At 70.5% G+C, this 25,332-nt stretch carries 24 protein-coding genes; 22 read left to right on the forward strand and 2 right to left on the reverse strand.

The window, feature by feature from the left end:
- Nucleotides 1–286 precede the first annotated feature (286 nt).
- A complete protein-coding gene (locus ACIF9R_RS34590) occupies nucleotides 287–628 on the forward strand; it encodes an ATP-binding protein (RefSeq protein ID WP_258039988.1) in 342 nt (113 codons plus the stop codon).
- Nucleotides 629–923: 295 nt separating this feature from the next.
- Here the strand turns inward: ACIF9R_RS34590 and ACIF9R_RS34595 are convergent, their stop codons facing one another.
- Complete coding sequence (locus ACIF9R_RS34595) at nucleotides 924–1,406, reverse strand: SAM-dependent methyltransferase (protein ID WP_399986481.1); 483 nt, start codon at nucleotides 1,404–1,406, stop codon at nucleotides 924–926.
- Between the two features lie 72 nt (nucleotides 1,407–1,478).
- Nucleotides 1,479–2,867 (reverse strand): Tat pathway signal protein, encoded by a 1,389-nt coding sequence (locus ACIF9R_RS34600; protein WP_360396274.1) that lies wholly within the window; start codon nucleotides 2,865–2,867, stop codon nucleotides 1,479–1,481.
- 189 nt (nucleotides 2,868–3,056) lie between these two features.
- Here ACIF9R_RS34600 and ACIF9R_RS34605 point away from each other — a divergent pair, with 189 nt between their 5' ends.
- From ACIF9R_RS34605 to ACIF9R_RS34705, 21 genes are all read left to right on the forward strand, one after another.
- The gene (locus ACIF9R_RS34605) at nucleotides 3,057–3,554 is read left to right on the forward strand and encodes a DUF6415 family natural product biosynthesis protein (protein WP_399986483.1); all 498 of its coding nucleotides are present in this window, start codon (nucleotides 3,057–3,059) and stop codon (nucleotides 3,552–3,554) included.
- A 228-nt stretch (nucleotides 3,555–3,782) separates the two neighbouring features.
- Nucleotides 3,783–5,684, forward strand: a complete 1,902-nt coding sequence (locus ACIF9R_RS34610; RefSeq protein ID WP_399986485.1) for a glycoside hydrolase family 15 protein — start codon at nucleotides 3,783–3,785, stop codon at nucleotides 5,682–5,684.
- Nucleotides 5,685–5,712: 28 nt separating this feature from the next.
- A complete protein-coding gene (locus ACIF9R_RS34615) occupies nucleotides 5,713–7,233 on the forward strand; it encodes an ATP-binding protein (protein ID WP_399986487.1) in 1,521 nt (506 codons plus the stop codon).
- Between the two features lie 68 nt (nucleotides 7,234–7,301).
- Nucleotides 7,302–7,817: a roadblock/LC7 domain-containing protein gene (locus ACIF9R_RS34620; protein ID WP_399986489.1), complete on the forward strand. Its 516-nt coding sequence runs from the start codon at nucleotides 7,302–7,304 to the stop codon at nucleotides 7,815–7,817.
- Nucleotides 7,814–8,221 carry a DUF742 domain-containing protein gene (locus tag ACIF9R_RS34625; protein ID WP_399986490.1) on the forward strand — a complete coding sequence of 136 codons (408 nt, stop codon included), beginning with the start codon at nucleotides 7,814–7,816 and terminating at the stop codon, nucleotides 8,219–8,221. Before ACIF9R_RS34620 ends, ACIF9R_RS34625 begins: the two co-directional genes overlap by 4 nt.
- 52 nt (nucleotides 8,222–8,273) lie before the next feature.
- Complete coding sequence (locus ACIF9R_RS34630) at nucleotides 8,274–8,861, forward strand: GTP-binding protein (protein WP_399986492.1); 588 nt, start codon at nucleotides 8,274–8,276, stop codon at nucleotides 8,859–8,861.
- On the forward strand, nucleotides 8,861–9,499 hold the full coding sequence (locus ACIF9R_RS34635; protein WP_399986494.1) for a GAF domain-containing protein: 639 nt from the start codon (nucleotides 8,861–8,863) through the stop codon (nucleotides 9,497–9,499). Before ACIF9R_RS34630 ends, ACIF9R_RS34635 begins: the two co-directional genes overlap by 1 nt.
- Nucleotides 9,500–9,581: 82 nt before the next feature.
- Nucleotides 9,582–10,835, forward strand: coding sequence for an acyl-CoA dehydrogenase family protein (locus tag ACIF9R_RS34640; protein ID WP_399986496.1), 1,254 nt, complete (start codon nucleotides 9,582–9,584; stop codon nucleotides 10,833–10,835).
- Between the two features lie 137 nt (nucleotides 10,836–10,972).
- The gene (locus ACIF9R_RS34645; RefSeq protein ID WP_399986497.1) at nucleotides 10,973–11,452 is read left to right on the forward strand and encodes a LuxR C-terminal-related transcriptional regulator; all 480 of its coding nucleotides are present in this window, start codon (nucleotides 10,973–10,975) and stop codon (nucleotides 11,450–11,452) included.
- Nucleotides 11,449–12,099 carry a hypothetical protein gene (locus tag ACIF9R_RS34650; protein ID WP_399986499.1) on the forward strand — a complete coding sequence of 217 codons (651 nt, stop codon included), beginning with the start codon at nucleotides 11,449–11,451 and terminating at the stop codon, nucleotides 12,097–12,099. Before ACIF9R_RS34645 ends, ACIF9R_RS34650 begins: the two co-directional genes overlap by 4 nt.
- On the forward strand, nucleotides 12,096–12,671 hold the full coding sequence (locus ACIF9R_RS34655) for a DUF6624 domain-containing protein (RefSeq protein ID WP_399986501.1): 576 nt from the start codon (nucleotides 12,096–12,098) through the stop codon (nucleotides 12,669–12,671). Before ACIF9R_RS34650 ends, ACIF9R_RS34655 begins: the two co-directional genes overlap by 4 nt.
- A gap of 73 nt (nucleotides 12,672–12,744) precedes the next feature.
- The gene (locus ACIF9R_RS34660) at nucleotides 12,745–13,212 is read left to right on the forward strand and encodes a DUF6082 family protein (protein WP_399986503.1); all 468 of its coding nucleotides are present in this window, start codon (nucleotides 12,745–12,747) and stop codon (nucleotides 13,210–13,212) included.
- 130 nt (nucleotides 13,213–13,342) lie between these two features.
- Entirely contained in the window at nucleotides 13,343–13,531 is a 189-nt protein-coding gene (locus tag ACIF9R_RS34665; RefSeq protein ID WP_030862011.1) for an FxLD family lanthipeptide, read from the forward strand.
- Between the two features lie 87 nt (nucleotides 13,532–13,618).
- Entirely contained in the window at nucleotides 13,619–15,658 is a 2,040-nt protein-coding gene (locus ACIF9R_RS34670; RefSeq protein ID WP_399986505.1) for a lantibiotic dehydratase family protein, read from the forward strand.
- Nucleotides 15,655–16,725: a lanthionine synthetase C family protein gene (locus ACIF9R_RS34675; RefSeq protein WP_399986507.1), complete on the forward strand. Its 1,071-nt coding sequence runs from the start codon at nucleotides 15,655–15,657 to the stop codon at nucleotides 16,723–16,725. The genes ACIF9R_RS34670 and ACIF9R_RS34675 overlap by 4 nt, the downstream gene beginning before the upstream one ends.
- 30 nt (nucleotides 16,726–16,755) lie before the next feature.
- On the forward strand, nucleotides 16,756–18,801 hold the full coding sequence (fxlM, locus tag ACIF9R_RS34680; RefSeq protein WP_399986508.1) for a methyltransferase, FxLD system: 2,046 nt from the start codon (nucleotides 16,756–16,758) through the stop codon (nucleotides 18,799–18,801).
- A gap of 67 nt (nucleotides 18,802–18,868) precedes the next feature.
- On the forward strand, nucleotides 18,869–19,951 hold the full coding sequence (locus ACIF9R_RS34685; RefSeq protein WP_399986510.1) for a hypothetical protein: 1,083 nt from the start codon (nucleotides 18,869–18,871) through the stop codon (nucleotides 19,949–19,951).
- A gap of 369 nt (nucleotides 19,952–20,320) precedes the next feature.
- A complete protein-coding gene (locus ACIF9R_RS34690; protein WP_399986512.1) occupies nucleotides 20,321–20,788 on the forward strand; it encodes an NUDIX domain-containing protein in 468 nt (155 codons plus the stop codon).
- A complete protein-coding gene (locus ACIF9R_RS34695) occupies nucleotides 20,785–22,776 on the forward strand; it encodes an ABC transporter ATP-binding protein (protein ID WP_399986514.1) in 1,992 nt (663 codons plus the stop codon). The genes ACIF9R_RS34690 and ACIF9R_RS34695 overlap by 4 nt, the downstream gene beginning before the upstream one ends.
- 23 nt (nucleotides 22,777–22,799) lie before the next feature.
- A complete protein-coding gene (fxlM, locus tag ACIF9R_RS34700) occupies nucleotides 22,800–24,080 on the forward strand; it encodes a methyltransferase, FxLD system (protein ID WP_399986516.1) in 1,281 nt (426 codons plus the stop codon).
- A 124-nt stretch (nucleotides 24,081–24,204) separates the two neighbouring features.
- Nucleotides 24,205–25,293, forward strand: a complete 1,089-nt coding sequence (locus ACIF9R_RS34705) for an NUDIX hydrolase (RefSeq protein WP_399986518.1) — start codon at nucleotides 24,205–24,207, stop codon at nucleotides 25,291–25,293.
- The last annotated feature ends 39 nt before the right edge of the window (nucleotides 25,294–25,332 follow it).

Below are 25,332 nucleotides of genomic sequence, written 5' to 3' on the forward strand. Positions count from 1 at the left end.
CGACGACACGACAAGCCGTCACTCCCACGAGATCGCCGAACCTATGCCCCACCAGCGAAAACGCAGCCCTCACGTCCGGAAAGACAACAGCTTCTCACGGCCGCCACCCCAGTACACACCGCATCCGGCGCCGGTTGGAGAGATTTCGTCGAACGAGGGACTCCCCGTGAAGGCAGACCTGATGAGGGCTCAACAGCCCGCTTCAGATGGCACAAGCGCTGCGGTCCGGACGCGTTCCGGAGCATGCGAAATCGACGTCGCTCTGACAGCCGCTGCCGTCTCGGGCGTGCGTGACCTCGTCAGTGCGTGCCTCCGTCTGTGGGGCCTGACCGAACTCGACTGGCGGGTCACTCTCACTGCGTCCGAGCTACTGACGAACGCCTTCCAGCACGCCCGCAAGGAGGATGAGTCCTCGGTTCCAGTGAAGGTCGTCCTCACCCGGACCCCCGACGGGGTCTTCCTGTGCGTCAGTGACCCGCACCCCTGGCTCCCAGCCGCCGTCTCGGCAGGCGAAAACGACGAGGGCGGTCGCGGCCTGATGCTGATCAAGACGCTCAGCGACAGATACGGCTGCTCGTCCACGGCCCACGGCAAAGACGTTTGGGTCACGATCCTGCACTCCGCGTAGTGGCATTCCCCCGCCTCTGACGAGACCCGAAAGGACCACCATCATGTGCCGGCATTCGACGCCGTTCCCCGGGGCCGACACGAAGGCCGACGGCGACTCATCGTCAGCGACGCTGCGCTCGGAAGAATCGAATGACAACTTCGAGTTGAGGCACGGCCCTCACGCGAGACCTCTTTGGGGAGGGCGGCGTCAGCGAGGCCGCTCGTACTTCCTGGTCTACCTTCCGCGTCCCCGCGGGCAGAGCGTGGTGTACACCCGCAGTGGCTGCAGCGTCGTGGAGTTACGACAAGCCTGCCTACGGGCGCTCCGCTGCGTCGCGCCAGTAGTCGGCGAGCATCTCGCCCGGCCAGGCGGGCTGACGGACAGAACCTCGGGGCCCCATTTCCTGAAAGTAGGGGGCCAGGTCAATCACCGGCGTCCCGTCGACCGCGTCGAGGTCGGTCACCAGAAGGTCGCGGCCGTCCACACTCAGCAGCCTCGGGTAGCTGACAGCCAACTGGTTGGGGCGCCGATGGTTTCGGTGGACGAAGGTTCCGGTCGCCGGCCACCGCACGTTGCCCCTGGGGCTGCGGGCGTGGAGCTGCACGTCCTCGGGCTGTGCCAGGTGGAAGCGCCACGTCACAGTCAGGTGGGAGAACTCGTCGATTCCCAGCAGGGTTTCGAGGGGGTACGCCTCGTTGAGTCGGATCACCGACTGGACCCCGCCCTGGTAATCGTCCTGGACGCGGGTGTGGCCGCCGACGACCGTTGCGATCGATTCGACCTCGTACGTCGTCACCGGTATTGGTTCCTCTCCTCGGACGAAGCTGGTCCGCGGGCTGCCATGAGGCATCGAACGTCCGCGTCGCGATCAGCCTATGGCCCGGAGCATGCCGCGTGCCCGGCGGTCCAGCGCGGTGACATGGCGGCCTCCGCGTTGCCGCACGGGCGAGAGGTCGCTCTGGATTCGGACGATGACGTCACGCGTCCGGCCGGACTGGACGCCCGTCATGGCGTCAAGTGCTTCGTTCCAGGTTGCACACGCCTCGTCGAGGTTTCCCCGCTGGACCTGGACGGCGCCGAGGTAGCCGAGCGTCACGCTGTGGGTACGGGCGAACTGCTGACGCCGGCGCGTGGCCACACTCCGCTTGAAGTGGATCTCCGCGTCGAGGGGCTGACCTATATCGCGCAGAGCGCAGGCCGTCTCGTGGGCGAGGGAGGCTTCCTGGAAGAAGCCGACGCGGGCAGGCGCTTCGTTGGTGTCGGCCCGGGCGAGGTCTCGCTCTGCGCGGCTGATGGCCGCGAGGGTGCCGGCTCGGTCGCCGTCGGCCGCAAGTGCGCGGGCGTGGACGATCGCCAGCAGCGCCCTCTCGCGGTGGCTGGCCTGGCCGTAGCGGTCGCGGGACATCGAGGCGTCCGCCAGAGCGAGTGCCCTGCGCGGGTGCCCGAGGTCGACGGCCTGGTGGGCGAGGGCGCGCAGGACGTGGCCGCCGAGCGGTCCGTCGCCGGCTTCCGCCGCGATCCTGGCGGCAATGGTGAGGTAGCGCTGGGCAGTGCGGTGTTCGCCGGCGTCGAAGGCCATCCAGCCGGCGAGGTACGTCATCTCTGCGACGGCGGAGTGCGCGACGCGGCGGAGCTGATCGGTACGGAATCGGCCGCCGAGCAGCGGCACTGCCTCGTCGAGCAAGTGGCTGGCGAGGGCTTTGCGGCCGGTTGCGCCGCCTCGCTGCTGGTCGCGTGCGGAGTAGTAGACAGTGAGGTCGCGGACGTCATCGATGTCGGCTTGGGTCACCGAGCGCGAGGAGGCCGGTCGGCGGCTCGCCGCTGCGGCGGGGGCGGCTGCCCACCACGAGGTGGTGGGCAGGGCGAGACCGGCTGCGGAGTAGGCGGCGGTAGCCAGCAGCTTGCGTCGGTGCATGTCGAGATCGTCGCTTCCCAGCTCGGCCAGTGCAGTCAGAGAGTCGACGCTCCAGTCGGATCCGGTGTCGGTCGTGCCTGTCGGCTCTTCTTCCAGCCCCAGGTCGGCCAGGGAGAGCCGGCGGCCGAGTCTGCGGGACAGCGTCTCGCGCAGGATATGCGGCGCTCCGCCACTCGGCTTCGTGCCGAGCACCCACATGGAGACGTGCGAGCGAGAGATCGCCTCCAGCTCACGCACTCCGCACTCCGCGGCCACCCTGGCGACGGCAGCGGCTGCTTGCGGCTGGGACCAGCCTGCTTCGCGCAGGAGTGCGGCAAGGGCGACGTTGCGTTCACGGGCCATGGACTGCCCCTCGGTTCCGAAATGATCTTTGGCGCCTTTGGCGGCCTTCCCGTCCGCGAAGGCATACCCCTCGAACGGGATTCGCGGTTCGCTCAACGTAGCGGCCAGATCACTCACATCGCACGCCGACTGACGCCTCCGACGGGCGATCTCGGCTCACTTTGGCCTGATCCGAACAGGAGTTGTGTCATGCGCCTTTCGCTGCACCCTCGCCGAGACGGCAACCAGCTCGCGAGCGTGCGCGGGCGGCAAGCACCCGTCACCGAGGCGCCGGCGCCGGAGCGCGATCACGTGGTGGCCGCGTCGGAGACGGTGACGCTGGTACTGGGCGAGGATTCACCACTACCCGAGAGCGCTGCCGACGTGGAGGACCTCGTTCGCCTTCTGCGCGGTCACATTGCCCAGTTGGGCGCACGGACCGCTCCGGATGTTCCCGCCTTGCTGCGTGCGCAGCAGCTTTGCTCCGGCAGCGTCCCCGAGGGCTATGTGTCGAGCCGGGTGTACCTGGTCAGGCTCGCCGAGGCCACCCAGGAACTGACGGCTTACGTGGAACGCGGCGGTCCCGGGCCGATCAGCGGGGAGGGCAGGCAGCGTTGGCCGAGGCCGACGGTCAACGTGCTGCGCGGTGCCGTCTTCGCCCTCGCCCTGACCTGCCTGGTCTTCGCTGCTTCGGTGCCGCGGACATGACGGTGACCGGTGCCGTCGTCATCGCTCTGGTTCTCGGGCCGATGGTCTGGCTGATGCTTCGCGGCGAGCGGGCGGCCGACCCTGCACGAGCCGCCGAGCACCTGCCGCCGCCCGGTAACGCTCCTCCTCTCCCCGGCGAACACCGGCCTGCCTTCCGCCCACCGTTCCCAGCCGCTGCGACGGCCCCGATACGACCCCGGACCTGCGGGACTCACGGAGATCCACACGATGAAACGGCTTCCGCGAATCGAGCAGTACGGCCTGATCGGCGACACGCAGACCAGCGCCCACGTCTGCGATGACGGTTCGATCGACTGGCTGTGCCTGCCCCGCTTCGACTCGCCAGCTGTCTTCGCCGGGCTCCTGGGTACGCAGGAGCACGGCTCCTGGCAGATCGCTCCGGCCTCGTCCGCAGGCCGGAGCGGTTCAGAGAAGGTCGCTGAGCGCCAGTACCGCGGTGACTCGCTCGTCCTCGAATCGGTGTGGCGCACCCCGGCGGGTTCGGTCCGCGTCCTGGACTTCATGCCGCCGCGCGACGGCACCCCGCAGGTGATCCGAATCGTCGAGGGCCTGAGCGGCGAGGTGGAGATGGTCTCGGCCATGCGTCCTCGGCTGGGGTACGGCAGCATCAGCCCGTGGATCCACGAGGTCGGTGGGCGCATGGTCGCGGAGGCCGGCGCGGACGCTCTGTGGCTTGACACTTGCGTTCCGCAGGTGGAGAAGGACAGCGTGGTCGTCGGCACCTTCGTCATCGGGGCCGGGCAGAGCGTGGCGTTCGTGCTCAGCTGGTGCCCGTCCCACGCCGCCGCGCCCGACGTTCTTGATCCGGAGGCCGCGCTCGCCGAGACGCTCGCCTTCTGGCAGGACTGGACACAGGAGTGCACCTACAGCGGGCCCTACCGTGAGGCTGTGGTCCGGTCCTTGATCACGCTGAAGGCGATGACGTACGGGCCGAGCGGCGGGATCGTCGCGGCGCCGACCACGTCGCTGCCGGAGGAGATCGGAGGCAGACGGAACTGGGACTACCGCTACACGTGGCTACGCGACGCCGCCACGACCCTGGCCGCGCTGTTGGGGACCGGATATCGGCAAGAGGCGCAGGCATGGCGGCGCTGGCTGTTGCGTGCGGTGGCTGGCGACCCGGAGAACCTGCAGATTATGTACGGGATCACCGGGGAGCGTGATCTGCGGGAACGGGAGCTTCCCTGGCTTCCCGGGTACGAGGGCTCGGCCCCGGTCCGGGTCGGAAACGGCGCGGCGGATCAGCTGCAGTTGGACGTGTACGGCGAGGTGATCGACACCCTGTATCTCGCGCATCAGAGCGGTGTCGCCCACTGCGCCGACACCGCAGTCCTACACCAGCGGCTCGTCGAGCACCTGGCGCAGCGCTGGCAGGAGCCCGACGAGGGAATCTGGGAGATCCGCGGGGCCCGCCAGCACTTCGTCCATTCCAAGGTGATGGCCTGGGTGGCGGTCGACCGCACCATCCGCCTGACCGAAGCCGGCGCGCTCGACATGGACCTGGCCCCCCTGGTCGAACTGCGGGCGACGATCCACCGGGAGGTCTGTGACAAAGGTTTCGACCCGGTGCGCAACACCTTCACCCAGTCCTACGGCTCGAAGGGACTGGACGCCGCCACGCTACTCATCCCCCGCACCGGCTTCCTGCCGCCCGACGACCCACGCGTCATCGGCACCGTGGACGCCGTACATCGTGAACTCTCCACGGACGACGGGCTCGTGCATCGGTATCGGACCCGCGGCAAGCGCACTGGGGTGGACGGTTTGAAGGGCAATGAGGGCACCTTCGTCCTGTGCTCCTTCTGGCTCGTCGATGGCCTGGCCCTGACCGGCCGCCTCGATGAAGCCCGTGCCTTGTTCGAGCGCCTCCTGGTGTTGCGCAGCGACCTCGGGCTCCTGGCGGAGGAGTACGACCCCGTCCGGCAGCGCCAGCTCGGGAACTTCCCGCAGGCATTCAGCCACATGGGCCTGATCCAGAGCGTCCTGCTCCTTCAGCACCTGACGACGGGGCCCTCCCGCCAGCACGGCGCGGTGGCGGTTCCGGCGCCCCGCTCGACCTCCCGCAGCACGCGCCAGAGCGCCGCAGACCTGACGCCGCAGCACGCTTAACCATCCCCACCCCTTGACGAGGATTCCGATGTCTGACAGCGCCTTCCCGGCACGGCCAGCCGCTACCGGCCACCGCAGACGGCGGCCCCCGGTCGACGCGAACACGCTGCACCTCGCCCGGCGCGCCGTGGCACTGCCCCTGGTGTTCCTGGCCGCGGTGCTGGTCGCCGCCTTCGCTCTCCGATCGGTGTCCGCAGTAGGCCCCGGCTGGGTCCTGGCCGGCCTCATCTGCGGACTGGCGGGCGTCGTCACGGTGGCGGCACGCGGAGCGCGCACCGTCGCCAGAGCCGTGCAGTCGGCCGTGGAGGAGTCCCAGACTGCGGCACTGAAAGCGGTCGCAGGGGCAGCGGCAGCCGTCGAGAAATCGGTGCAATGGTCGGCGGACGAGCTGTGCCGTGGAAAGCGCCCACCGTTGCCGGACCCGCAGACGCCGCAGTCGCCCACTGCGAACGCCGAGATCGACGACGCGCTGAGTGCCCTCCAGGCGCAGGCCATCGCGTCGCTGATCCGCGTGCACGACCAGTCCCAGTCCGTAGTCCTCCTGGAGGTACTGCGCCGCCTGGCCATGCGGGAGCACACCCTGGTCAGCAAGGCACTCCAGGCACTGAGTCGGCTGGAGATGCTGACCGACGACCCGGAGCTGCTGGCCGCAATCTTCGAGATTGATCACCTCGTGACGCGGATGCGCCGCCAGGTGGAGAGCACGGCGGTGCTGGGCGGGCAGTCCCTGCGCAGCGTGCGCCGGCCCGTTCCTGTCACGACAGCCCTGCGCGGCGCCGTCTCCGAGGTCGTGCAATATCCGCGGGTCGCTGTCGCGGCCGGGTCCGTGGGCGCCGAGCTGGGTCTGCCCGGCCATGTGGGTCCGGACCTGACGCACCTGCTGGCCGAGCTGATCGAGAACGCCTGCGAGTGCTCCGATCCGGCGACGAAGGTGATGGTGCGGGCGCAGCGGGTGGCGAACGGGCTGGCCATCGAGGTCGAGGACCGGGCCATCCCCATGCATCCGCAGACGCGGGCGCAGATGAACCATCTACTCAAGGCCCCGGACGAGGTCGACGTCAGCGGTCAAGTCCGGGCCGGACAACTCGGCTTGCTGGTCGCCGCGCTGATCGCCCGGTCACACGGGTTGTCCGTCCTCCTGCAGGAGAACGTGACGGGGGGCACCACTGCCCTGGTCGTCATACCGGCACGGCTTCTGGTAGCGATTCCACCGGTAGACGACGCGGGCGCGCTGCCGCCCGAGGAAGTCCGGCCCTCCGGGCGGCAGCCGCAGCAGGTTGCCGCGACTCCTGCCACCCCGGGGGCGGGTCAGGTCGCACGCCCCGGCATCACAGGGACGCCGGAAGCCGCATCGGCTGGCGACTCTGCCGACGCGCCCGCTCTTCCCACGCGCACACGCCGGACGGGATCTTTCCGTCCACCACACGAGCGGGAGCAAGCCCCCGTGGCCGCGGCGACGCCAGGGCTCGCAGCCGCCTTCCGCAACGGCCTCCAGGCCGGCGGGACCGCCGGTTCCCCCACCGTCTCGACAGAGCACCCCAAACCCTGACCCTCGTCCTTCCGCGTTCCCGGTGGCCAGGTACATCGCTGGCCCTTCCCCCTTCTGGAGCGATCCCTATGAGCACCCACCCCGCGATGAGCAACGTGACCGGCGGCACGCCCGCATCCGCGACGACCACAAGCGGACAGCGGGACAGCATGGTCTGGCTGCTGCGTCAGTTCGCCTCCGAGACACCGGGCGTCACGCACGCCGTCCTGATCTCGCGCGACGGACTGCGGCTGCTGGACAGCGACGTCGACAAGGACTGGGCAGACGAACTGTCGGCCGCCTTCAGCGGGGTGGCCTCCCTCGCGGCGAACATCACCGGCCCCAGCAGGAAGAAGAGGCCGGCCCGGCAGGTCATCATCGAGCGCGACGACTGCCTGTTCTTCGTCCAGAGCGCCGGGCGCAGCGCGGCCTTCGACACCCACCCCGGCAACGAACGCGGGGAGGTGGACACGATCCTCGCCGTCATCGCCGCCAGGGACGCCGACGCGGGCACCGTCGGGTTCGAGATGGGGCGCCTAGTCCAGAAGTTCGCCCCGTACATGCTGATCCCCGTCCGTGTCGGCACGGGCGGAGAGGTCCGGTGACCACGTACGGTCCCGCGGCCGAGGAGTCGGCGTTCGTGCGGACCTACACCCTGACGCGCGGGCGGACCAAGCCGCGGCACCTGCTCGGTCTGGAAACCGTGCTGGAGGCGGGACCGGGAAGGCCCGGCCCGACGCAGGCCGAGGAGTGCGAGGAGATTCTCGCCCTGTGCCGGGAGCGCCGACGGTCGGTGGTCGAGCTGGCGGGCCGCCTTGGCCGGCCCGTCACCGCCGTCAAGGTGCTCGTCTCCGACCTCCTGGACGCCGACGCCCTGGTCGTCCCCCTGACCCAGTCCTATGCCGATACCGGTGCGGGATCTGGTCCGTCTACCCAACTGCTGGCAGCCCTTTCTGCGGGCTTGAAGAGGAAGTGGCCTGATGCCGTCGCCTATCCCCAGGCCGGATGACCCGGCCGCGGTGCTGCGTAGTTCGCCGCTCCCGCGGGCCGGTGCTCCGACTGTGCTGAAGATCGTGATCGCCGGAGGCTTCGGCGCGGGCAAGACCACCGCAGTGGGCGCCGTCAGTGAGATCACGCCGCTGAGCACGGAGGAGTACCTGACCGAGGCGAGCGCGGACGTGGACAGCCTGGCGGGCATCGAGGCGAAGCAGACCACCACGGTCGCCTTCGACTTCGGCCGCCTGAGCCTGCCCGACGCGCCGACGCCCCTGGAGCTGTTCCTGTTCGGCACGCCCGGCCAGGACCGGTTCGTCGACCTCTGGTACGACCTCTCCCGCGGCGCCGTCGGCGCGGTCGTCCTGGTCGACACCCGCCGTCTGGAGAGCAGCTTCACTCCCGTCAGCTTCTTCGAAGACATCGGCCTGCCCTTCGTCGTCGCCGTCAACCAGTTCGACGGCGCGCACCGCTACCACCCCGAGCAGGTCCGCACCGCCCTCGAACTGCCCGCCTCCGTACCCGTGGTCACCTGCGACGCCCGCGACCCGAACCACGTCGCCGGCGTCCTGCTGACCCTCGTCGACCACGCCGTGAACAACGCCGCCACGTGCCGCGCTGGTCACGCCCCTTCCACCACCCTCCAGGACGCCTGATGTCACAGCACCCCACCGACCCCTACCGCACACCGCAGGCCACCCCGCCCGCACGATCCTTGCCGCGACGCGACATGCGGGACGCCACCCGCGCACCGTTCACCCCGCCAAGCGCCGCCCTCACCAACCAGCCGACCCAACAAGCGGAGCTGGCGCAGCGCTACGAGCTGCTCGCACGGCTGGGCGTTCCCACCGTGGCCAACGAGGACTTCGACGACCTGGCCCGCGACATGACTGAGCGGGCCGGGTTCCTGTACGGGTTCGTCAACTTTTTCCTGGAGGAGCAGACCTTCGTCGGACTGCACCAGCCGCCCGCGGACAGCGGGTACGTCATCGTCGGCCGCACCATGAGCCGCGACCACGGCTGGTGCCCCGAGGTCATGGCCCGTAAGAAGGCCCTTCCGCTGCACGACGTGCACGCGTCCCCGCGTTTCAGCGGCAACGCGGTGGTCGACGCCGTCGGGATCCGCTCCTACTTCGGCGCCCCACTGATCCACGACAGCGGCACCGTGCTGGGCACGGTGTGCGTCATAGACCCGGAGAAGCGGCCCCTGAGCGAGGCCCGGCGTCTGCGGGACATCGTGATCAACGCCGGCAACCAGTTGATGGACCACATCGCCCGCACACCCGTCCGTTAAGCCGTTGCACACCCCCACCCGGGAGCCGTAGACGATCCCCGGCCGCTCCGCAGCGCGACCTTCACCCAGGGAGAGGGAGATCATGTCCGCCACGCCCACCACACCGCCACCGGCGCTGCGTCCCTACCTCACCGCCCGCCACGAACTGCTGTGGGACGAGGCGGACGCCTTCGCGGCCGAGCACGTCGCGCCGCGTGCCGCGCGCATGGAGGCCGCACCGGGCAGGGTGGAGCGCAAGGTCGCCGACCTGATGGCCGCACGGCGGTGGTTCGCCGTCACCGTCCCATCCGCTTTTGGCGGGCTGGGCGCCGGGCACGTGGCCAAGACGATCCTGGTCCACCGCATCGCGCGGGTCTCGGCGGCTGCCGCGACCATCCTGCAGGCCACCTTGATCCCTGTCGGCGCCCTGCTGCACTTCGCCACCTACGAGCAGAAGGGCCGCTGGCTGCCCCGTGTCGCGGACGGTTCACTGCTGTTGTCGATCGCGGTGACCGAACCGCAAGCCGGCGGACACATCGGCGGCATCGAAACCGTCGCCGAACACGTGGGCAGCGAGTGGGTGATCACCGGCAGCAAGATCCATATCGGCAACAGCCACCTCGCGGATGGCCACCTCGTCGTTGCCCGCACGGCCGGGACAGACGTGAGCACCTCCCAGGCGCTGACGGCGTTCATGGTCGAATCAGGCCGCCGCAGGCTCTCGGTATCCGACCACCGCCCCGGCCTCGGTCTGCATGGCTTCTCCGCCGGCCGTCTCGACCTGGACCACGTCCGCGTCCCCGCGGACAACGTGGTCGGCGAGGTCGGCCAAGGGCTGGCCGTGGCCCAGAGCAGCAGCATCCTGTACGGCCGACCCAATCTGGCCGCCGTCAGCCTCGGCATCCATGAGGCGGTCGTTGCCACCACCACCGCCCATCTCAAGACCCGTCCCCGCTACCGGGGCACCCTGTCCGACCTGGCCGTACCACGAGACCGTGTCGGTGGCATGGAGGCCCGCCTGCGCGCCGGCCGGATACTCGCCTACCAGTCCGTGCACCTGCTCGACCAGGGGCTACCCTGCGACGCCGACCTGATCAACTCGAAATACCTCGGCCACCAGTGGGCCGTGCAGTCTGCCCAGGACGCCATGGAACTGCACGGCGCCCACGCCCTCGACCGCGACTACGTCCTCCAACGCCTGTGGCGCGACATCCAGCACACCTACCCACCGGCCGGAACCGGCGAAGTCCAGCGCATACGCCTGGCCGACGCCGCCTTCGACGAGGACCACATCCAGTGGTCTGAACACCTCGCTGCCGAATCCGCCTGGGCACGACCAGACCCCACGGCCGCATGAGCCCCCGTGCGCGGCACCCCGTGAATCCCAACCGCCGCGCCCGGGCCCGTGCCGTCGGCCCCCGTCCCCCGCGGGGACCGGCGGCACCCCTTCCAGTGACCATCCACCCAGCCGAGAGAGACACTGTGACCCCGCCCGTGACGACCAGCGCACCGATCACACCCCTGACGCCGACCCTGCAGCGCGTCGCCCAGCACCTCGCCAACGGCCTCACGGCCCAAGAGATCGCCACCCAGACCGGACTGTCACCTGTGACCATCCGCCAGTACATCCGCGACATCCGCGAGAGCCTCCACTGCCCGCCCCGCTGCAAGCCCCCGGTGATCGTGCACCGCCTGCTCGCCGCCCAGCAGGTGGCCCCGCCCACGGCCGACAGGCCGGCACCGATGCTCAGCCCGGACGAGCTGCTGCTGCTCCGAGCCGTCGCCGAGCACAGCGACGCCCGCGACATCGCCGTCGCCGCCAAGCTCGCCCCGGCCGACCTGCGCGCCGCACTCGACCAGCTCCTCACCGACACGGGCGCACAGGACACCACCCACCTGGTAATCCTGGCCCATGGCTGGAACCTGCTGACACTCGAGCAGGCCCACGCGACGCGGAGCGGAGCGAACCAGTGAACCGGCCCCCGACTCCCCTGGCCCGCGGGGAACGACCGGCTACGGCGTCGTTCGCCCCGGCACCCCTGGTCGCCGCATACGAGGTCCGCACGTTACGCACGGACGCCGAACGCGAGGAAGCCGCCGCCCTCGTGCAGGACCGGCAGCGCTGGCTCACCCTGCGCGGTCTTCCGGTACCCGCCCAAGTCGACATCCCAGCACTCTTCCGCAACCCGCAGGCGAAGCCAGCCGGCCTGTTCGAGGACGGGAAACTACTGGCCTGCATGATCCCCGAGCGCGCCCCCAATCTCAGCTGGGGCGAGGGCCCCTGCCTCCACCTGGGCTGCGTCCACACCCTGCCCGACCAGCCCGATGACATCACCCGGCTGATCACCCTGTGGGCATCCGACTTCGCCGTCCGACTCGACCTCCCCCTCGTACGGGCCGAAACCCTGGCCCGTCACGGACTCGAAGCCGAGCCCACCGCCGCCCTGCTGCGTCGGCTCACCGACATGGGCTGGGACGTGCGGGGCTCCGGCACTGGACGGGAGGGTGACCGAGTCGCCCGCCTGGAACTGGCTGCCGAGCACCGGTCCGGACTCCATGCACTGATCGGCTGCCGGGTCTACGAGCCGAAGGCAGCCCCAGACGATCGGGGCAGCGCGTGACGACCGCCGCGCCACAGCGACCCGACCTTGCTCGCGAGCTGATCGCCCGCGCCCAGGCGTCGGCCGCGCACCGGGCCCGCCGACTGCGCAATCAGCTCAACGCCGTCCAACTCGGCCAAGGCCGGCACGCCGACCACGCCAACACCAAGGTGCTGCGCCGCATCCTGGGCGAACACGAGTGGCCCGGCCACCACCTCGTCGGACCTGCTGCTGCCCGCGCCGCCTGGAGCATCGCTCTTCACAGCGACGACGAACCCGACTTCCAACGCGCCGCGGCCATCCTCTTGGAGCGTGCGGTCAAGTCTGGCGATGCACTCATCCAGCACTGGGCGCACCTGCACGACCGCGCTTTGATCAACAACAGGCACCAGCAGGAGTACGGAACCCAGCTCCTCCTTCGAGCCGACGGCATCGAACTGTACCCACTGCGCGCGCCTGAATCAGTGGACGAGCGAAGGGCCGACGTCGGGTTGCCGCCCATCGCTGTCGCCCTGGAATCGGTCCGTCGCCGGTACACCTCGGATCGTCATGCCGAAGAAGCCCCGGCCGTCGTGCTTGCAAGAGCCGCATGAAGAAGCGGAACCCCGAAAACCTCACCAGCCGGACGCTCGTCCACAACTCCACATTCAGAAAGGACCGTTCCATATGAAGCTCACCACGGCCGTCCTCGCTGCAGGCACCGCCGTCGCCTTCACCACCGCCGTGGTCGGAGCCGCCCGGCTCAAGCAGGACGCACGCCACCAGACCGAGCGCAACGAGGCGGTCCTCGCCCGGAACCAGCTCGACTGGCTGGCCCAGATGTCCACCACCCCCGATCTCACCAAGCTCTGGACGCCCGAGGGCATGGACGTCGAGGAGTACATGCAGCTGTTGAAGGCCAACCAGCTCATCTGCATGCTCAGCCTGCGCGACCGCCTCGGCTTCGTTCGTTCCGGGCACCTGCCGTGGTACGCCGCGCAGCTCATGGAAAGCGACGTCTGCCGACGATACTGGCGCCGGTTCGGCGACCTCCGCGCGCAGGAAGCCGAGGGCGACGAGCGCGCCGAGCATTTCACCCGGGTGCTGGACAAGGCCGCGAAGAACCACCCGCAGGCACGGCCCGCAGCAGCCTGACGGCACCAGACACCGACTCCCAGACGTCCTGGCCCAGGCGGTGTCTCCGCCCGCCACCGTCTGGCACCAAGCTCCGGGCCCCGACCGGGTCCCGGGATCCCGCACCACCCATCGCCACTAGGAGGCAAGCATGACCGCCGTGCAGACGGAGAGGCCGACCGCCCCCGTGCAGTCGGACCTGGCAACCACCACCGAGGCCGACCCGTTCGGACTCGACATCACCTTCATCGAGGGCACGCCGGCGACCGAGACGGTCCTGATGTGCAGCACGGGCGACACCTGCGGCAGCTCCTGCCCCAGCGCCTGCACCACCTCGTAAACCGGGAGATCCCGGCAACGCGGGCCGGACGGGGCTCTCCCCGGCCGGCCCGCCCCGCCCGCCACGCAGAAGATGAGGAGAGCTCGGATGACACGGCATCGGCCCAGCCTGTACGAGGGAGCGGGGCAGGCCATGCTGCGCGCCGCGGTGCACACGACCGAGCCCGCCATGCCGCCCTGGCCGATGGCCATAGCGCCCGTGAACGAGTGGCGCGCGTGGCTGAGCACGGTGTGGTCCGACACTGACTTCCGTCGGACCGTGTCACAGGCGAGCCCTGACCTGGCGGCCCAGGTACAGGCCATCATCGATGGCCGCACACCGAAGGTGCGCCGGATGCGCCGGGCGGCGCTGGCCACCGCCCGCTACGCGATCCGCTACGCACGCCGCTCCACGCCTTACGGCCTGTTCGCCGGCGTCGCCCCGCTCGGCTTCGACCAGACTACGTCCGTCCGCATCGGTGACGAGCACCAGGCCGTGGTCCGCCCCGATCCGGTCGGGCTCGATGAGGTGCTCAGCGCCTGGGAGAGCGACGCGGCGCGCATGGCCGACGCCGAGGTCTGCGTCAACACCCTGATCTATCAGCGCGATCAGCACATCCACGTGCCGTCCGAGGGCGACGCCGAGTTCCGCCTCACCCTGGGCTCCGCGCTGCGTCTCGTACTCGACCTGGCGCGATCGCCGATCGGATGCCGCCAGTTGTCCGACAAGCTGGCCGCGGAGTTCCCAGCCGTAAGCGGCACCGCGCGCGACCAGCTGCTCAGTGAACTGCTGCGGGTGCGGTTGTTGCGCTCCTCGCTGCGCGCGCCCGCCACCGTCGCCGACCCCACCGACGTCTTACCGCCCGCGGCGCGCGCTCAGGCAGCCGACCGGCAGGCAGCGTGCGACCTGCGGCTGGACGCCGACGTGCGGCTGCCCGCGCAGGTGCTGACCGAAGTGGAGACTGCCGCGACCGTTCTGGCCCGCCTGGCCACCCATCCGACCGGGACACCGACCTGGCGGCGGTGGATCGAGCACTTCTCCGAGCGCTACGGCGAAAACACCGCGGTACCGGTGGACGTGGCCACGGATCCCGACCGGGGCGTGGGCTTCCCTGCAGGATTCGTGACGGCGAGCGAACCACCTCGGCCGATGTCCCGACGTGACCGCCTGCTGCTGGAGCTGGCCGGCACCGCCGCCGCCGAAGGCAGCCGCACCGTCGCGGTGACCGGGGCAATGATCGAGGAATTGGAAGCAGCGGCCGGCGCCAAACCTCACGACCTGGCGCCCCACCTCGAACTGGCCGCGCAGGTCCACGCGCCCTCTGTTCCGGCCCTGGACCGGGGCCACTTCCGGCTGCGCGTGTTGACCGTCTCCCGCTCGGCCGGATCGATGACCGGCCGGTTCTGGCACCTGTTCCCCGGCACCGAGACGGCGTACGCGAACCTGCCCACGGTCGATCCGCAGGCGGAACTCGCGCAGCTCTCCTTCCACGCCGGGCGTGTGCCGGCCGACCTGCTCACCCGCGCGCCCCAGGCCCTGCCCCGCGTCGTCAGCATCGGCGAATTCCGCCACCCCGCCCCGCACGTCCTCTTCCCCCGCGACCTGTCGGTCACCCTCGCGGACGGCCGCCCCCAGCTGGTGGAAACGGCGACGGGCAAGCCGCTGGAGCTGCTGGCCCCCACAGCCATCAACTTCCTGTGGAACAACTACACCCCGCCGATGGCCCGCTTCCTCGGCGAGATCAGCCGAGCCACCTCCCCTCAGGTGACCTGGTTCGACTGGGGCGCCGCCTGGACCCTGCCTTTCACCCCGGCCCTCACCTACCGGCGCACCATCCTCACCGCCGCCCGGTGGAAGATCCGCAGCCGCACGCTGCCCGCCCGCACCGCACCACTCCAGCAGTGGGCGGACCAACTCCATGCCTGGCGCTCTCGGTCCCGGGTGCCGGAACGGATCCTGCTCGCCGAGGACGACCAGCAGCTGCCCCTCGACCTCACCCGCGACGTCGACCTCGACCTCCTGCGCGCGCACCTGGACGCCAACCCCTTCAGCATCGCCACCCTGCATGAAGCGCCCCCGCCGGACGCCGACGGGTGGATCGGCGGCCGGGCCCACAGCATCGTCGTCCCCCTGGCCAGGCGCTCATGACCACAACGACCGTGCCCCGTACGCAGGACCTGTCCGAGGGGCCCCTGGGGATGGCCCTGCTCGACATCGAGCGCCGTGACCTGTCCACCGCCCGCCGCCACCTCGCCCAGGCCACCGCCCGCGGGGTCAGCACCGGAAGCAACGCCAGCCTCTTCCACGGCGCGCCAGCCCTGGAGTTCGTCCTGGCACGCGCCCACGGGGCCAGCGACGACGTCCGCTCGGCCGTCGACCGCGTCGTGGACGCCCGGCTCGCTGCCGCCCACCGCCGTCAGGCGACCGGCGTGCTGCCCCACCTCGCCGAATGGGACCTCATCCGCGGTCTAACCGGGCTCGCCGCACTACTGCTGACCCGCCGCCCGATCGCGCCCCGGTTGCCTGACGTGCTCGCATGCCTCGTCGCGCTCGCACACCCTGCCCGCGGTGACGGCCGGATGCTGCCCGGGTGGTGGTCGGCGGTCGGCCCGGATGGGAAGGAGATGGCCGGCGGGCACGGCAACAACGGCATGGCTCACGGCATCGCGGGGCCCCTGGCCGTGCTCTCCCTCGCCCTGCGCGCCGGCGTCAGCGTCCCCGGCCAGGAGGAAGCCGTCGGCACGTTCGCGACCTGGCTCGACCGGCACGGCGCCCACTACTGGTCCACCGCAGCGCACCTGGACGCCGACCGGCCGCCAGAGGCGAAACCGGCCCGCCAGTCCTGGTGCTACGGCCAGCCCGGCATCGCCCGCGCCCAGCAGCTCGCCGCGATCGCCCTCGATGACCCCGCCCGCCGCCAAGCGGCTGAGGACACCGTCGCGACCATCCTGACCGACCCGCTGCATCTCGCCCGCATCACCGACTCGACCCTCTGCCACGGCTGGGCCGGCCTGCTGACCCTCACCCGCGCGGTCGCCGCCGACAGCCCCGCCCCCGAACGCTTCGCCCCCATCATCCAGGACCTGCACCGACGGCTGGCCGCCAACTGGGAGCGCCTACCCAAACCCGGGCTCATGGAAGGCCGCGCCGGTGCCCAACTCGCCCTGCGCGCCACCGACACCACCGGCTGGACCCGCGCCCTCCTGCTCACCTGACCCTGCCGCCTCGCAAGGAGATATCTCCTCATGACCTTCGACGACGAGAACCTGCCGAACCCTCCGGCCACGTCCTGGTGGCACGCCTCCGTGGCCTTCCCCGCCCCGCACGCGGGCGCCGCCCAGGCCCTGGCGACCGCGCTGTCCGGGCGCCGCTTCCACTTCCTGCGCAAGGACGCCGGCGTGCGCCTGCGCACCGAACAGCCCGCCACCGGCCTGCTGGACCAGCTCGTCGCCGACCGCGTAATCACCGGCTGGACGGGCGGGATGTACGAGCCGGAGACCCATGCCTTCGGCGGTCCCGAAGCCATGGCCGTCGCGCACGACGTGTTCTGCGCCGACAGCCCGGCCGCGCTCGCCGAGACCGGCACCCCCGGCGCCCGCGAACGCAGCGTGATGCTGCTGTCCGCCATGATCCGCGAGGCCGGGCTGGACCCGTTCGAAGCCGGAGACGTGTACGCCCAGTGGGCCGCCCTGCGTCCCCCCGTCACCCCGCCCCAGGGCCCCGCCCTCGAACACGCCGTTTCCGCGATGCGGCGGCTGATGAACGCGGACGCCGCCCTGCGCCCCGACGCGGAGGCGGGCTGGGCCGAGCGCGTCGCCGCGTTCGAGGACGCCGGCCGCCGCCTGCGCCGGCTCGCCGCCGACGGCCGACTGATACGCGGAATCCGGGGCGTCATCGCCCATCACGCGATCTTCGCGTTCAACCGCGCAGGCGTGCCTGCCGACGCGCAGGCCGCCACCGCGTGGCTCGGTCGTCACGTCGCCTTCTCCACCGGAGAAGGAGCTGCCGTGTCTACCCGCAAGTCCGCCTCCGCGGACCCTAGCCTCCCTCGAATGGAGACCACCATGACACCCGTAACCGACCCCAACCAGCTGCGCGAAGCCCTCGCCCAACGGCTCGCCGATAGCGGCCATTTGCGCAGCAAGGCGGCCATCGACGCCTTCCGCACCACCGACCGGCACGCCTTCCTGCCCGGCGTCGACCTGGAGAGCGCATACAAGGAGGACGCGGTCCCGATCAAGCACGATGAGCACGGGGAGATGATCTCCTGCATCTCCGCGCCGTCCATCGTCGCCACCCAGCTCGAACAGCTCGGCGCCCAGCCCGGTCACAAGGTCCTGGAAGCTGGAGCGGCCACCGGCTACAACGCCGCCCTCCTCGGCAAGATCGTCTCCCCCGGCGGGCAGGTGTGGACCCTCGACGTCGACCAGGACCTCGTCGCCGGCGCGAGCAAGCACCTCGCCGAGGCGGACGTCGACAACGCCACCGCGGTGATGGCCGACGGCGCGGCCGGGCTGCCCGAGCACGCCCCCTACGACCGGATCATCTTCACCGTCGGCGCCGGCGACGTCCCCGTGAAGATCCTCGACCAGCTCACCCCCGGCGGACGCCTGGTCCTGCCGATGCGCATCCGCGGCAGCATCTCCCGCTCCTTCGCCTTCGAACGCGACGGGGACATGTGGAAGACCGTCTCCTGCGAGATGGCCACCTTCATCCCGCTACGCAAGGGCGTCTGCGACGACGTGTACACCCTCGTGCCGATGGCCGGCGAGGGCAACGTGCGCCTGGAGACGTTCAGTGAGCAGGACGTCGACCGCGACGCCCTGCGTACCGTCCTCGACCAGCAGCAGACCAAGCTCTACACCGGGGTGAAGTTCCGCCAGGGCTCCGCCTGGGAGTGGCTGTACCTGTACCTGGCCTGCGTGCTGCCCAATGGCCTCTCCCGCCTGCCGGGCCAGCGCCCCGGGTTCACCCCGCACTTCGGGTGGGGCTCCATGGCCGCCCTCGACGGCGGATCGCTGGCGTACCTGACCATCCGCGAGGGTGAGGACGAGAAGGGCCGGTACTGGGAGGTTGGCGTGATCGGCCACGGCGAGGGCGGCGGCGACCTCGCCGAGCGCGTCGTGAGCGAGATCCGCGCCTGGGACGCGACTGGCGGCAACGACGTCCCCGAGCCGGGCTTCCGGATGGCCGTCGCCGACTCCCGCGACCGGCTGACGGCGGACGACCCGCGCTTCGTCGTCGACAAGCCCTACAGCCGACTGGTCGTCGACTGGGCATCCCAGGGCTGAGCCAATGATTCCCGCGATAGCCAGCCGCATCCCCCTGGTCCGCCGCACCAAGGCGCCCGCGCTCCCCTTGGAGGAGCGCATCAACCACCTCACCGGGCTGACCGTCGCGCCGGCAGGTGCGAGCCACCACGACCTGGTGGCCCGCGCCTGCGGGGTCCTCAACTACGCGGCTCTCATCGCCTCCGACGTCGGACTGCCCGGCTTAGCCGAGAATCTGTGCTGGCGCCAGCACCAGGTCTTCGCCAACGCCGGACGTCTCAGCGGACGGATTGCCGTCATGTCGCTGATGCCGCTCGTCAACCTCGCCCGACTGCAAACCCGCGCCGGCCACGGCGAACTCGCCTACAGCTTGTTGCACTGCCTCAACGACGCTGCCCGACACCGGAACAAAACCGATATCGATGGCCGCACCGTCGACCTCTCGACCCTGACCGGCACGGACGAGGACCACCGCACGGTGTGCCAGGAGCTGTACGTCACCCTGCTCGTGGACGGCGCCCGCGCCCTCGCCCAGATCGGGCGGTGGACCGAGGCCGCCGACGCCATGGCCCAGCACCGCGGCATCGGCAACCGCCTCCTCGACGGCCGTCAGATCAAAATCATGGCCCTGATGGAGCAGGGCCTGGACCAGCAGGCCCGCGACCTGATCGACACCACCCAGCCCACGGAACCCTGGGAGATGGCCGTGGCCACCCTCCTGCGCGCTCACTGCCGCCAGGTCGCGGCACCACTTGCGCGAGCCGACGTCGACCAGGCCCAGCACGCAGCCGTCTTGCTCCTGGCCGATCCCGAACCCTCGATCGCCGTGTTCCAGACCCGGACGGGCCTGGCCGCCCTGGAACTTGTCGCCGACGGGCCGCATACGAACGCGCTCCTCTCAGCTCTCACTGACGTGGCCCGCCTCGATGCCTATGCCGCGCGTGAAGTGCTGGACCACCCGACTATCCGGGCGCTGCTCAGCGCCGAGCGGACATCTGCGCTCGGCTCGGTGGTCGCTGACGCAGGTCTCGGTGCCGGAACCCTGCCCGTCGATCACCAGCGGTCTCTGGCCGAAGCCGTCGCCCTCGGCGAAGCCGAGCTGAGGCGACTTCTCCGAGCCGACCAGGCGGCACCAGGCAATCCCCCGATGGAGGTACCGCAACCCACATGAGTGATCGAACGCAGCATCACAGCTCGCCCCGCCCGACCACAGAAGGAGAGAGCCCGATATTCGAATTCAGGTTCTAGATTTCGCCCGCGTCCACCCGTTACGGCGACAGCCGACCCGCCGTTACCCGATCACCTGTCCGCATCTCAGCCCGAGGAGCCCTCATGAATCCCGTACGCCGCCCTGCGCTTGTTCATTCCGCGTTCGAAAACTTCACCGCTCCCTCGGGTACTCCCCGGCACTCCGCAGCCGACCGCAACGCTTCGCCCGCTCGTGGGTCACGACCGGATACGTGGTACCTGGCATGACTCACGCCGCCACCCATGATCGGGACCGGCACACCGCCGGGCACCTGCCGCAGGAGGGTCGCCTGTGAGCGGGGAGCCTCACCTGCTGATCGCCGACGTCGCCCAGGTCCTGCTCCGGTCCAACGGCGCCGCCCTGTGCGTGCGCCGCAAACCCGACGCCGCCCTCGCACCGGGACAGCTCACGGTCGTGGGCGGCCACCTGCAGGCCGGTGAACCACTCGATCACGCCGCGCGGCGCGAAGCGCTGGAGGAGGCGGGCGTTTTCATCAGCGCTGAGCAGCAGGAGTTCTGCGGCCTCATCCACCACCATGACGCCGAGGGCGGGCTGGATCGGATCACCGCTGTGCTCGTGGCCCAGTCGTGGACTGGTGAGCCGTACAACGCCGAGCCGGACAAGCATGAAGGGCTCTTCTGGGTGCCAATGGAAAGACCCTCCCCGGACTGCCACGCCTACACCGCCACGATTTTCCACATGCTTACCCACGGCCCGTCCTACCGGGCCACCAACTGGCCTGCGGGAGGCGCCCGGTGAAGAGGTTCTTCGGTCCGGTCACGATGGCCGACCCGCAGGTCTCCGACGCCGAGCACGAATTGTTCGGCGGGCCCCTGCGCTACGACATGGGCTGGTCCCAGCACGAGCACGCGACGTTGGACCTGACCATGATGTCGGCGCTGCGCTCCATGCCCGGCCTCGTCGGTGCGACGCTGCGCATGGCGTGGCAGGCCGACCGGCGTGCCCTGCTGTCGGTCGGGGTGAGCGAGATCGGCCAGGGCATTGCCGCAGCCGCCGGCCTGCTGGCGGTCAACGCGGTCATGCACGCCCTGCTCGCCGGCAGTGGCAGCGCCGCCGAGCGGCTGCACGCGCTGTTACCCGGCCTGCTGGCTGCAGCGATCAACGGCGTCGTCAACTCCGCCCTGTCCGCCTGGTCCACCTCTCGCGCCGGGCGGCTGGAGCCCAAGGTGGAGCGGATCGCCACCACGCAGTACCTGGCCGCCGCAGCCCGCGTCGAGCTGGAGGCCATCGACGATCCCGACTTTCGGCGGCTCGTGGATATCGCCCAGCACGGCCCCGGCTCCGCGCGCCGCATGATCAGCTCCTGCGTCGCCGCGCTGAACGGCCTGATCTCTCTGATCACCACCGCTGGCGTCCTCGCTGTGCTGCACCCCGCGCTGCTGCCCATGCTGATCCTCATCGCCGCCCCGCGCGGCTGGGGCGCCATGCGGGTCGCCCAGGAGCGGTACGTGTCGGTGATGAGCTGGATCGAGCACGTGCGGGCCAGCCGCCTCATCGGCAACCTGCTCACCGAACGCACCGCCGCGCAGGAAGTCCGTCTTCACGCGGTCGGCCCCTTCCTCCTCAGCCGCTATGAGCGCATGGCCGAGAGCGCCGAGGCAGAGCAAGAGCGCCTCGCCTCCAGCAAGGCCCTGACCGAATGGGTGGCCTCCGCACTGTCGGGACTGGCGATGGCCGCGACCTACGGGGCCATGTTCTGGCTGATCATGGCCGGGCACATGAGCCTCGCCGTCGCCGGTACCGCCGTCATCGCCGTACGTGCCGGCTCGGCGAGCCTGGGCGCGCTGGTCATGAACATCAACCAGCTGCACGAGGAGAGCCTCTACGTCCGCGACCACGGCCGCTTCCTCACCGAGGCTGACCAGCGGACCCTGCCCGTCGGCGGGGCTCCCGTACCGGAACGCGTCAAGGAGATCGTTCTCGATCAGGTCACCTACCGCTACCCCGACCGGGACTCCGCGGCGCTGGACGGGGTGTCCCTGACGCTGCCGATGGGGTCGGTGACTGCGGTGGTGGGCGAGAACGGCTCCGGCAAGAGCACCCTGATGAAGATCCTCTCCGGCATGCTGCTGCCTGAGAGCGGCACGCTGCGCTGGGGCGAGGCGGACCTCACCGACCTCGACCGGGCCCAGGTCTTCGAGCGCGTCTCCCTGCTCACTCAGGACTTCCAGCGCTGGCCCGTGACCGCCGCGATGAACATCCGCCTCGGCCGCCCCGACCACCCCGCAACCGACGATGACCTGAAGCCATCGGTCGACTACGCCGTCGCCGGCCCCGTCATCGCCAAACTCCCCGACGGCCTGCGCAGCCTGCTGGCCCGCATGTTCCGCGGCGCCATCGAACTGTCCGGCGGTGAATGGCAGAAAGTCGGCCTGGCCCGCACGCACTGGCGTAGCTCAACATCGCAGGCAGACGGCGTCCTCATCGTGGACGAGCCGACCTCCGCCCTCGACCCTGAAGCCGAGATCGAAGCCTTCGACCGCATCCGCCGCCTCGCCGCACCGAACCGGGCCGTCGTGCTGGTCACCCACCGCATGTCCGGCGTCCGCCACGCCGACCACATCTACGTTCTCAACAACGGGCACCTCGCCGAGCACGGCACCCACGACGACCTCATCACCGCCCGCGGCCGATACGCCGCCATGTTCGACGCCCAAGCCGCCCAGTACGCCCCGACCACGGCCATTCCCCACCCCGCCGCGCCCACCGTCCCGGACCAGGTATGACCCGCTCGCCCGAAAGGCCAGCCGTGACCACACCCCCCGTCGCCACGGACCTAGGCGAAGCCGCCCGCCTGCGCCACCAGCTGGCTGAGCACTTGGCAGCCGCCGGACATGCCCGCACCCCTGCGGTCGATCACGCCCTGCGTACCGTGCCCCGCCACGTCTTCGCCCCCGAGGTGTCTCTCGAAGCCGCGTACGCCAACGACATCGTCGCCACCCGCCATGCGCCCGACGGCCGAGTGGTCAGCTCCATCTCCGCTCCCTGGCTGCAGGCCGACATGCTCGAAGCCGCCCGCATCCAGCCCGGCCACCACGTGCTGGAAATCGGCTCCGGCGGCTACAACGCCGCCCTGATCGCCGAACTCGCCGGTCCGACCGGTCACGTCACCACCCTCGACATCGACCCTGCCGTCACCCACCGGGCCACCCGCTTCCTCGCCGAGACCGGGTACGACGGCGTCCGCGTCGTCACCGCAGACGCCGAGCACCTGCCCGCACGGCTGATTCCGGACGGCGGCTTCGACGCCATCGTGGTCACCGTCGACACCTGGGACCTGCCCTGGATCGATGCCCTGGCCGAAGGCGGCCGTCTCATCGCGCCGCTGCGGCTGCACGGCTACCACTGGGCCATCGGCTTCACCAAGGACCATGGGGCACTGCTCAGCGACGAGCCGCTCATCGTCTGCGGCTTCGTCGCCATGCAGGGCGACGGCGCCTGGAACACGAACCGCCGCACCGTCCCCGGCACCGGCGTGCACCTGTCCTGGGAAGACGGCACCCCGCTACCCGTCGACCAACTCGCTCCCGCCCTCAACCGCGAGCCGACCGTCACCCGCACCAACATCACCGTCGGCGGCCAGGAACCGTTCGACGCCCTCATGCTCTACCTCGCCGGCGCCCTGCCCGGCTTCTGCCGCCTGGAGGTCGACCCCGACATCAACAAACGAGTCCTGAACCCGCCGCCCCAGCACTGGCCCGGCGCCGCCATCGTCCGCGGTGCCTCCCTCGCCCGGCTGGCCCATGAGCACATCGGCGACGGAGACGACGGCAAAGGCCGGTACGAGTTCGTTATCCACGGCTATGGCACCCACGGACACGTCGCTGCGCAGGAGATGGCCGAGCAGGTGGAGTACTGGCAGCGCAACCACCGCGGCGCCCGCTGCCCCCGCATCACTGCCTACCCGGCAGCCGGCCGTGCCCCGGCGGACACGGACCACCAACCGCACGTGTTCGCCAAGAAGCACACCCGCATCACCCTGGACTGGCCGATCGTGCCCAACAGCACTGGGAGCCGCAGCACCGGATGAACGGCGGTGCCCTCTGAGCAACCCTCGCCGGCACGCTGCACACCCTCCCGTCCATCGTCTCGGAAGGCAGAGCCACGTGACCTCTCCCGTGTCCTCTTCGGATCACGTCTCAGCGCGTGCCGCTGTGCCCGCAGAGCAGTACGCCGCGTCCCGGCATGCCGCGTGGCTCGGTGCCGCCGCGATCATCACCAACGAGGTTGGCCAGGTCCTGCTGGTGCGCCCCACCTACCGCGAGGACGGCTCGTGGCTACTGCCCGGAGGTGTCGTCGAACGCGGTGAACACCCACACGTCACCTGCCGGCGCGAGATCACCGAGGAACTGGGGCTGGATCTGCCGCTGTCGGCCGTACTCGCCGTCCACTCTTTCTCCGCGCACCACCCCGACCTTCAGCTCGGCACGCACTGTCCTGGCGAGGTCCGGTTCGTCCTCGACGGGGGGTCCCTCACCCCCGGCCAGGTGGAGGCGATCCGCCTGCCGCCCGAGGAGCTGTCCGAGTACGCCTTCCTGGAGACCAGGGACGCGGTCCAGCGGCTGCGCCCCGTGGACGGGCAGATCATGCTCGCCGCCTATCGTGCCCGGCTCGGCAACACCGCCACCACGCACCTCGCCGACGGACGGCACATTCTCGCCGTCCCGGCGCTGGACCGGCACGACGTCCACGTCCGCTACCGGCCCTTGTGGAACAGCCCTCTCCACCGCAGTCCCGTGCCCGAGCGGTTACCCGTGCAGCAAGCCTGGGCGTGGTGCTTCGTCCCCGACGGCCGGGTCGTCGTCGTGGCCGACCCCGGCCCGCAGGGCGCGCTGCCGATGCTGCCCGGCGGCACCGTGGAGAGCACCGACGCGACGCCCGAGGACACCCTGCACCGCGAAGCCGCTGAAGAAGCCCAGCTCACCCTCACCGATCCGGTGCGACTGGGCTGGGTGCTGGACGAAACCGGCGAGGTCTACGGAGGCGTAGGGCCCAACGCCCGGCTTCGCCTGACCGCCCGGGTCACCGCCATCGGTCCAGCGGCCGTCGACCCAGCCACCGGCAGACCCTTCGCCCGCCTGCTCGCCACCCCCGCCCAGGCAGCCGCCCTGCTGGGCTGGGGCCCGCCCGGAGCCCAGCAAGCCCAGCTCGCGGTGGACACGGCACGGGAGCGGTGGCGCCTGCCCACCGCCCGCGCCACCGCCATCGAGGAGATCCCGGCGGAGGGGATGCGGCTGAGCTGACCCGAACCCACCCCGTCTCGCCTCCTCCCGCTCCGCACC

It is taken from the genome of Streptomyces sp. NPDC086080 (genome assembly GCF_044540255.1).
GTDB lineage: Bacteria > Actinomycetota > Actinomycetes > Streptomycetales > Streptomycetaceae > Streptomyces.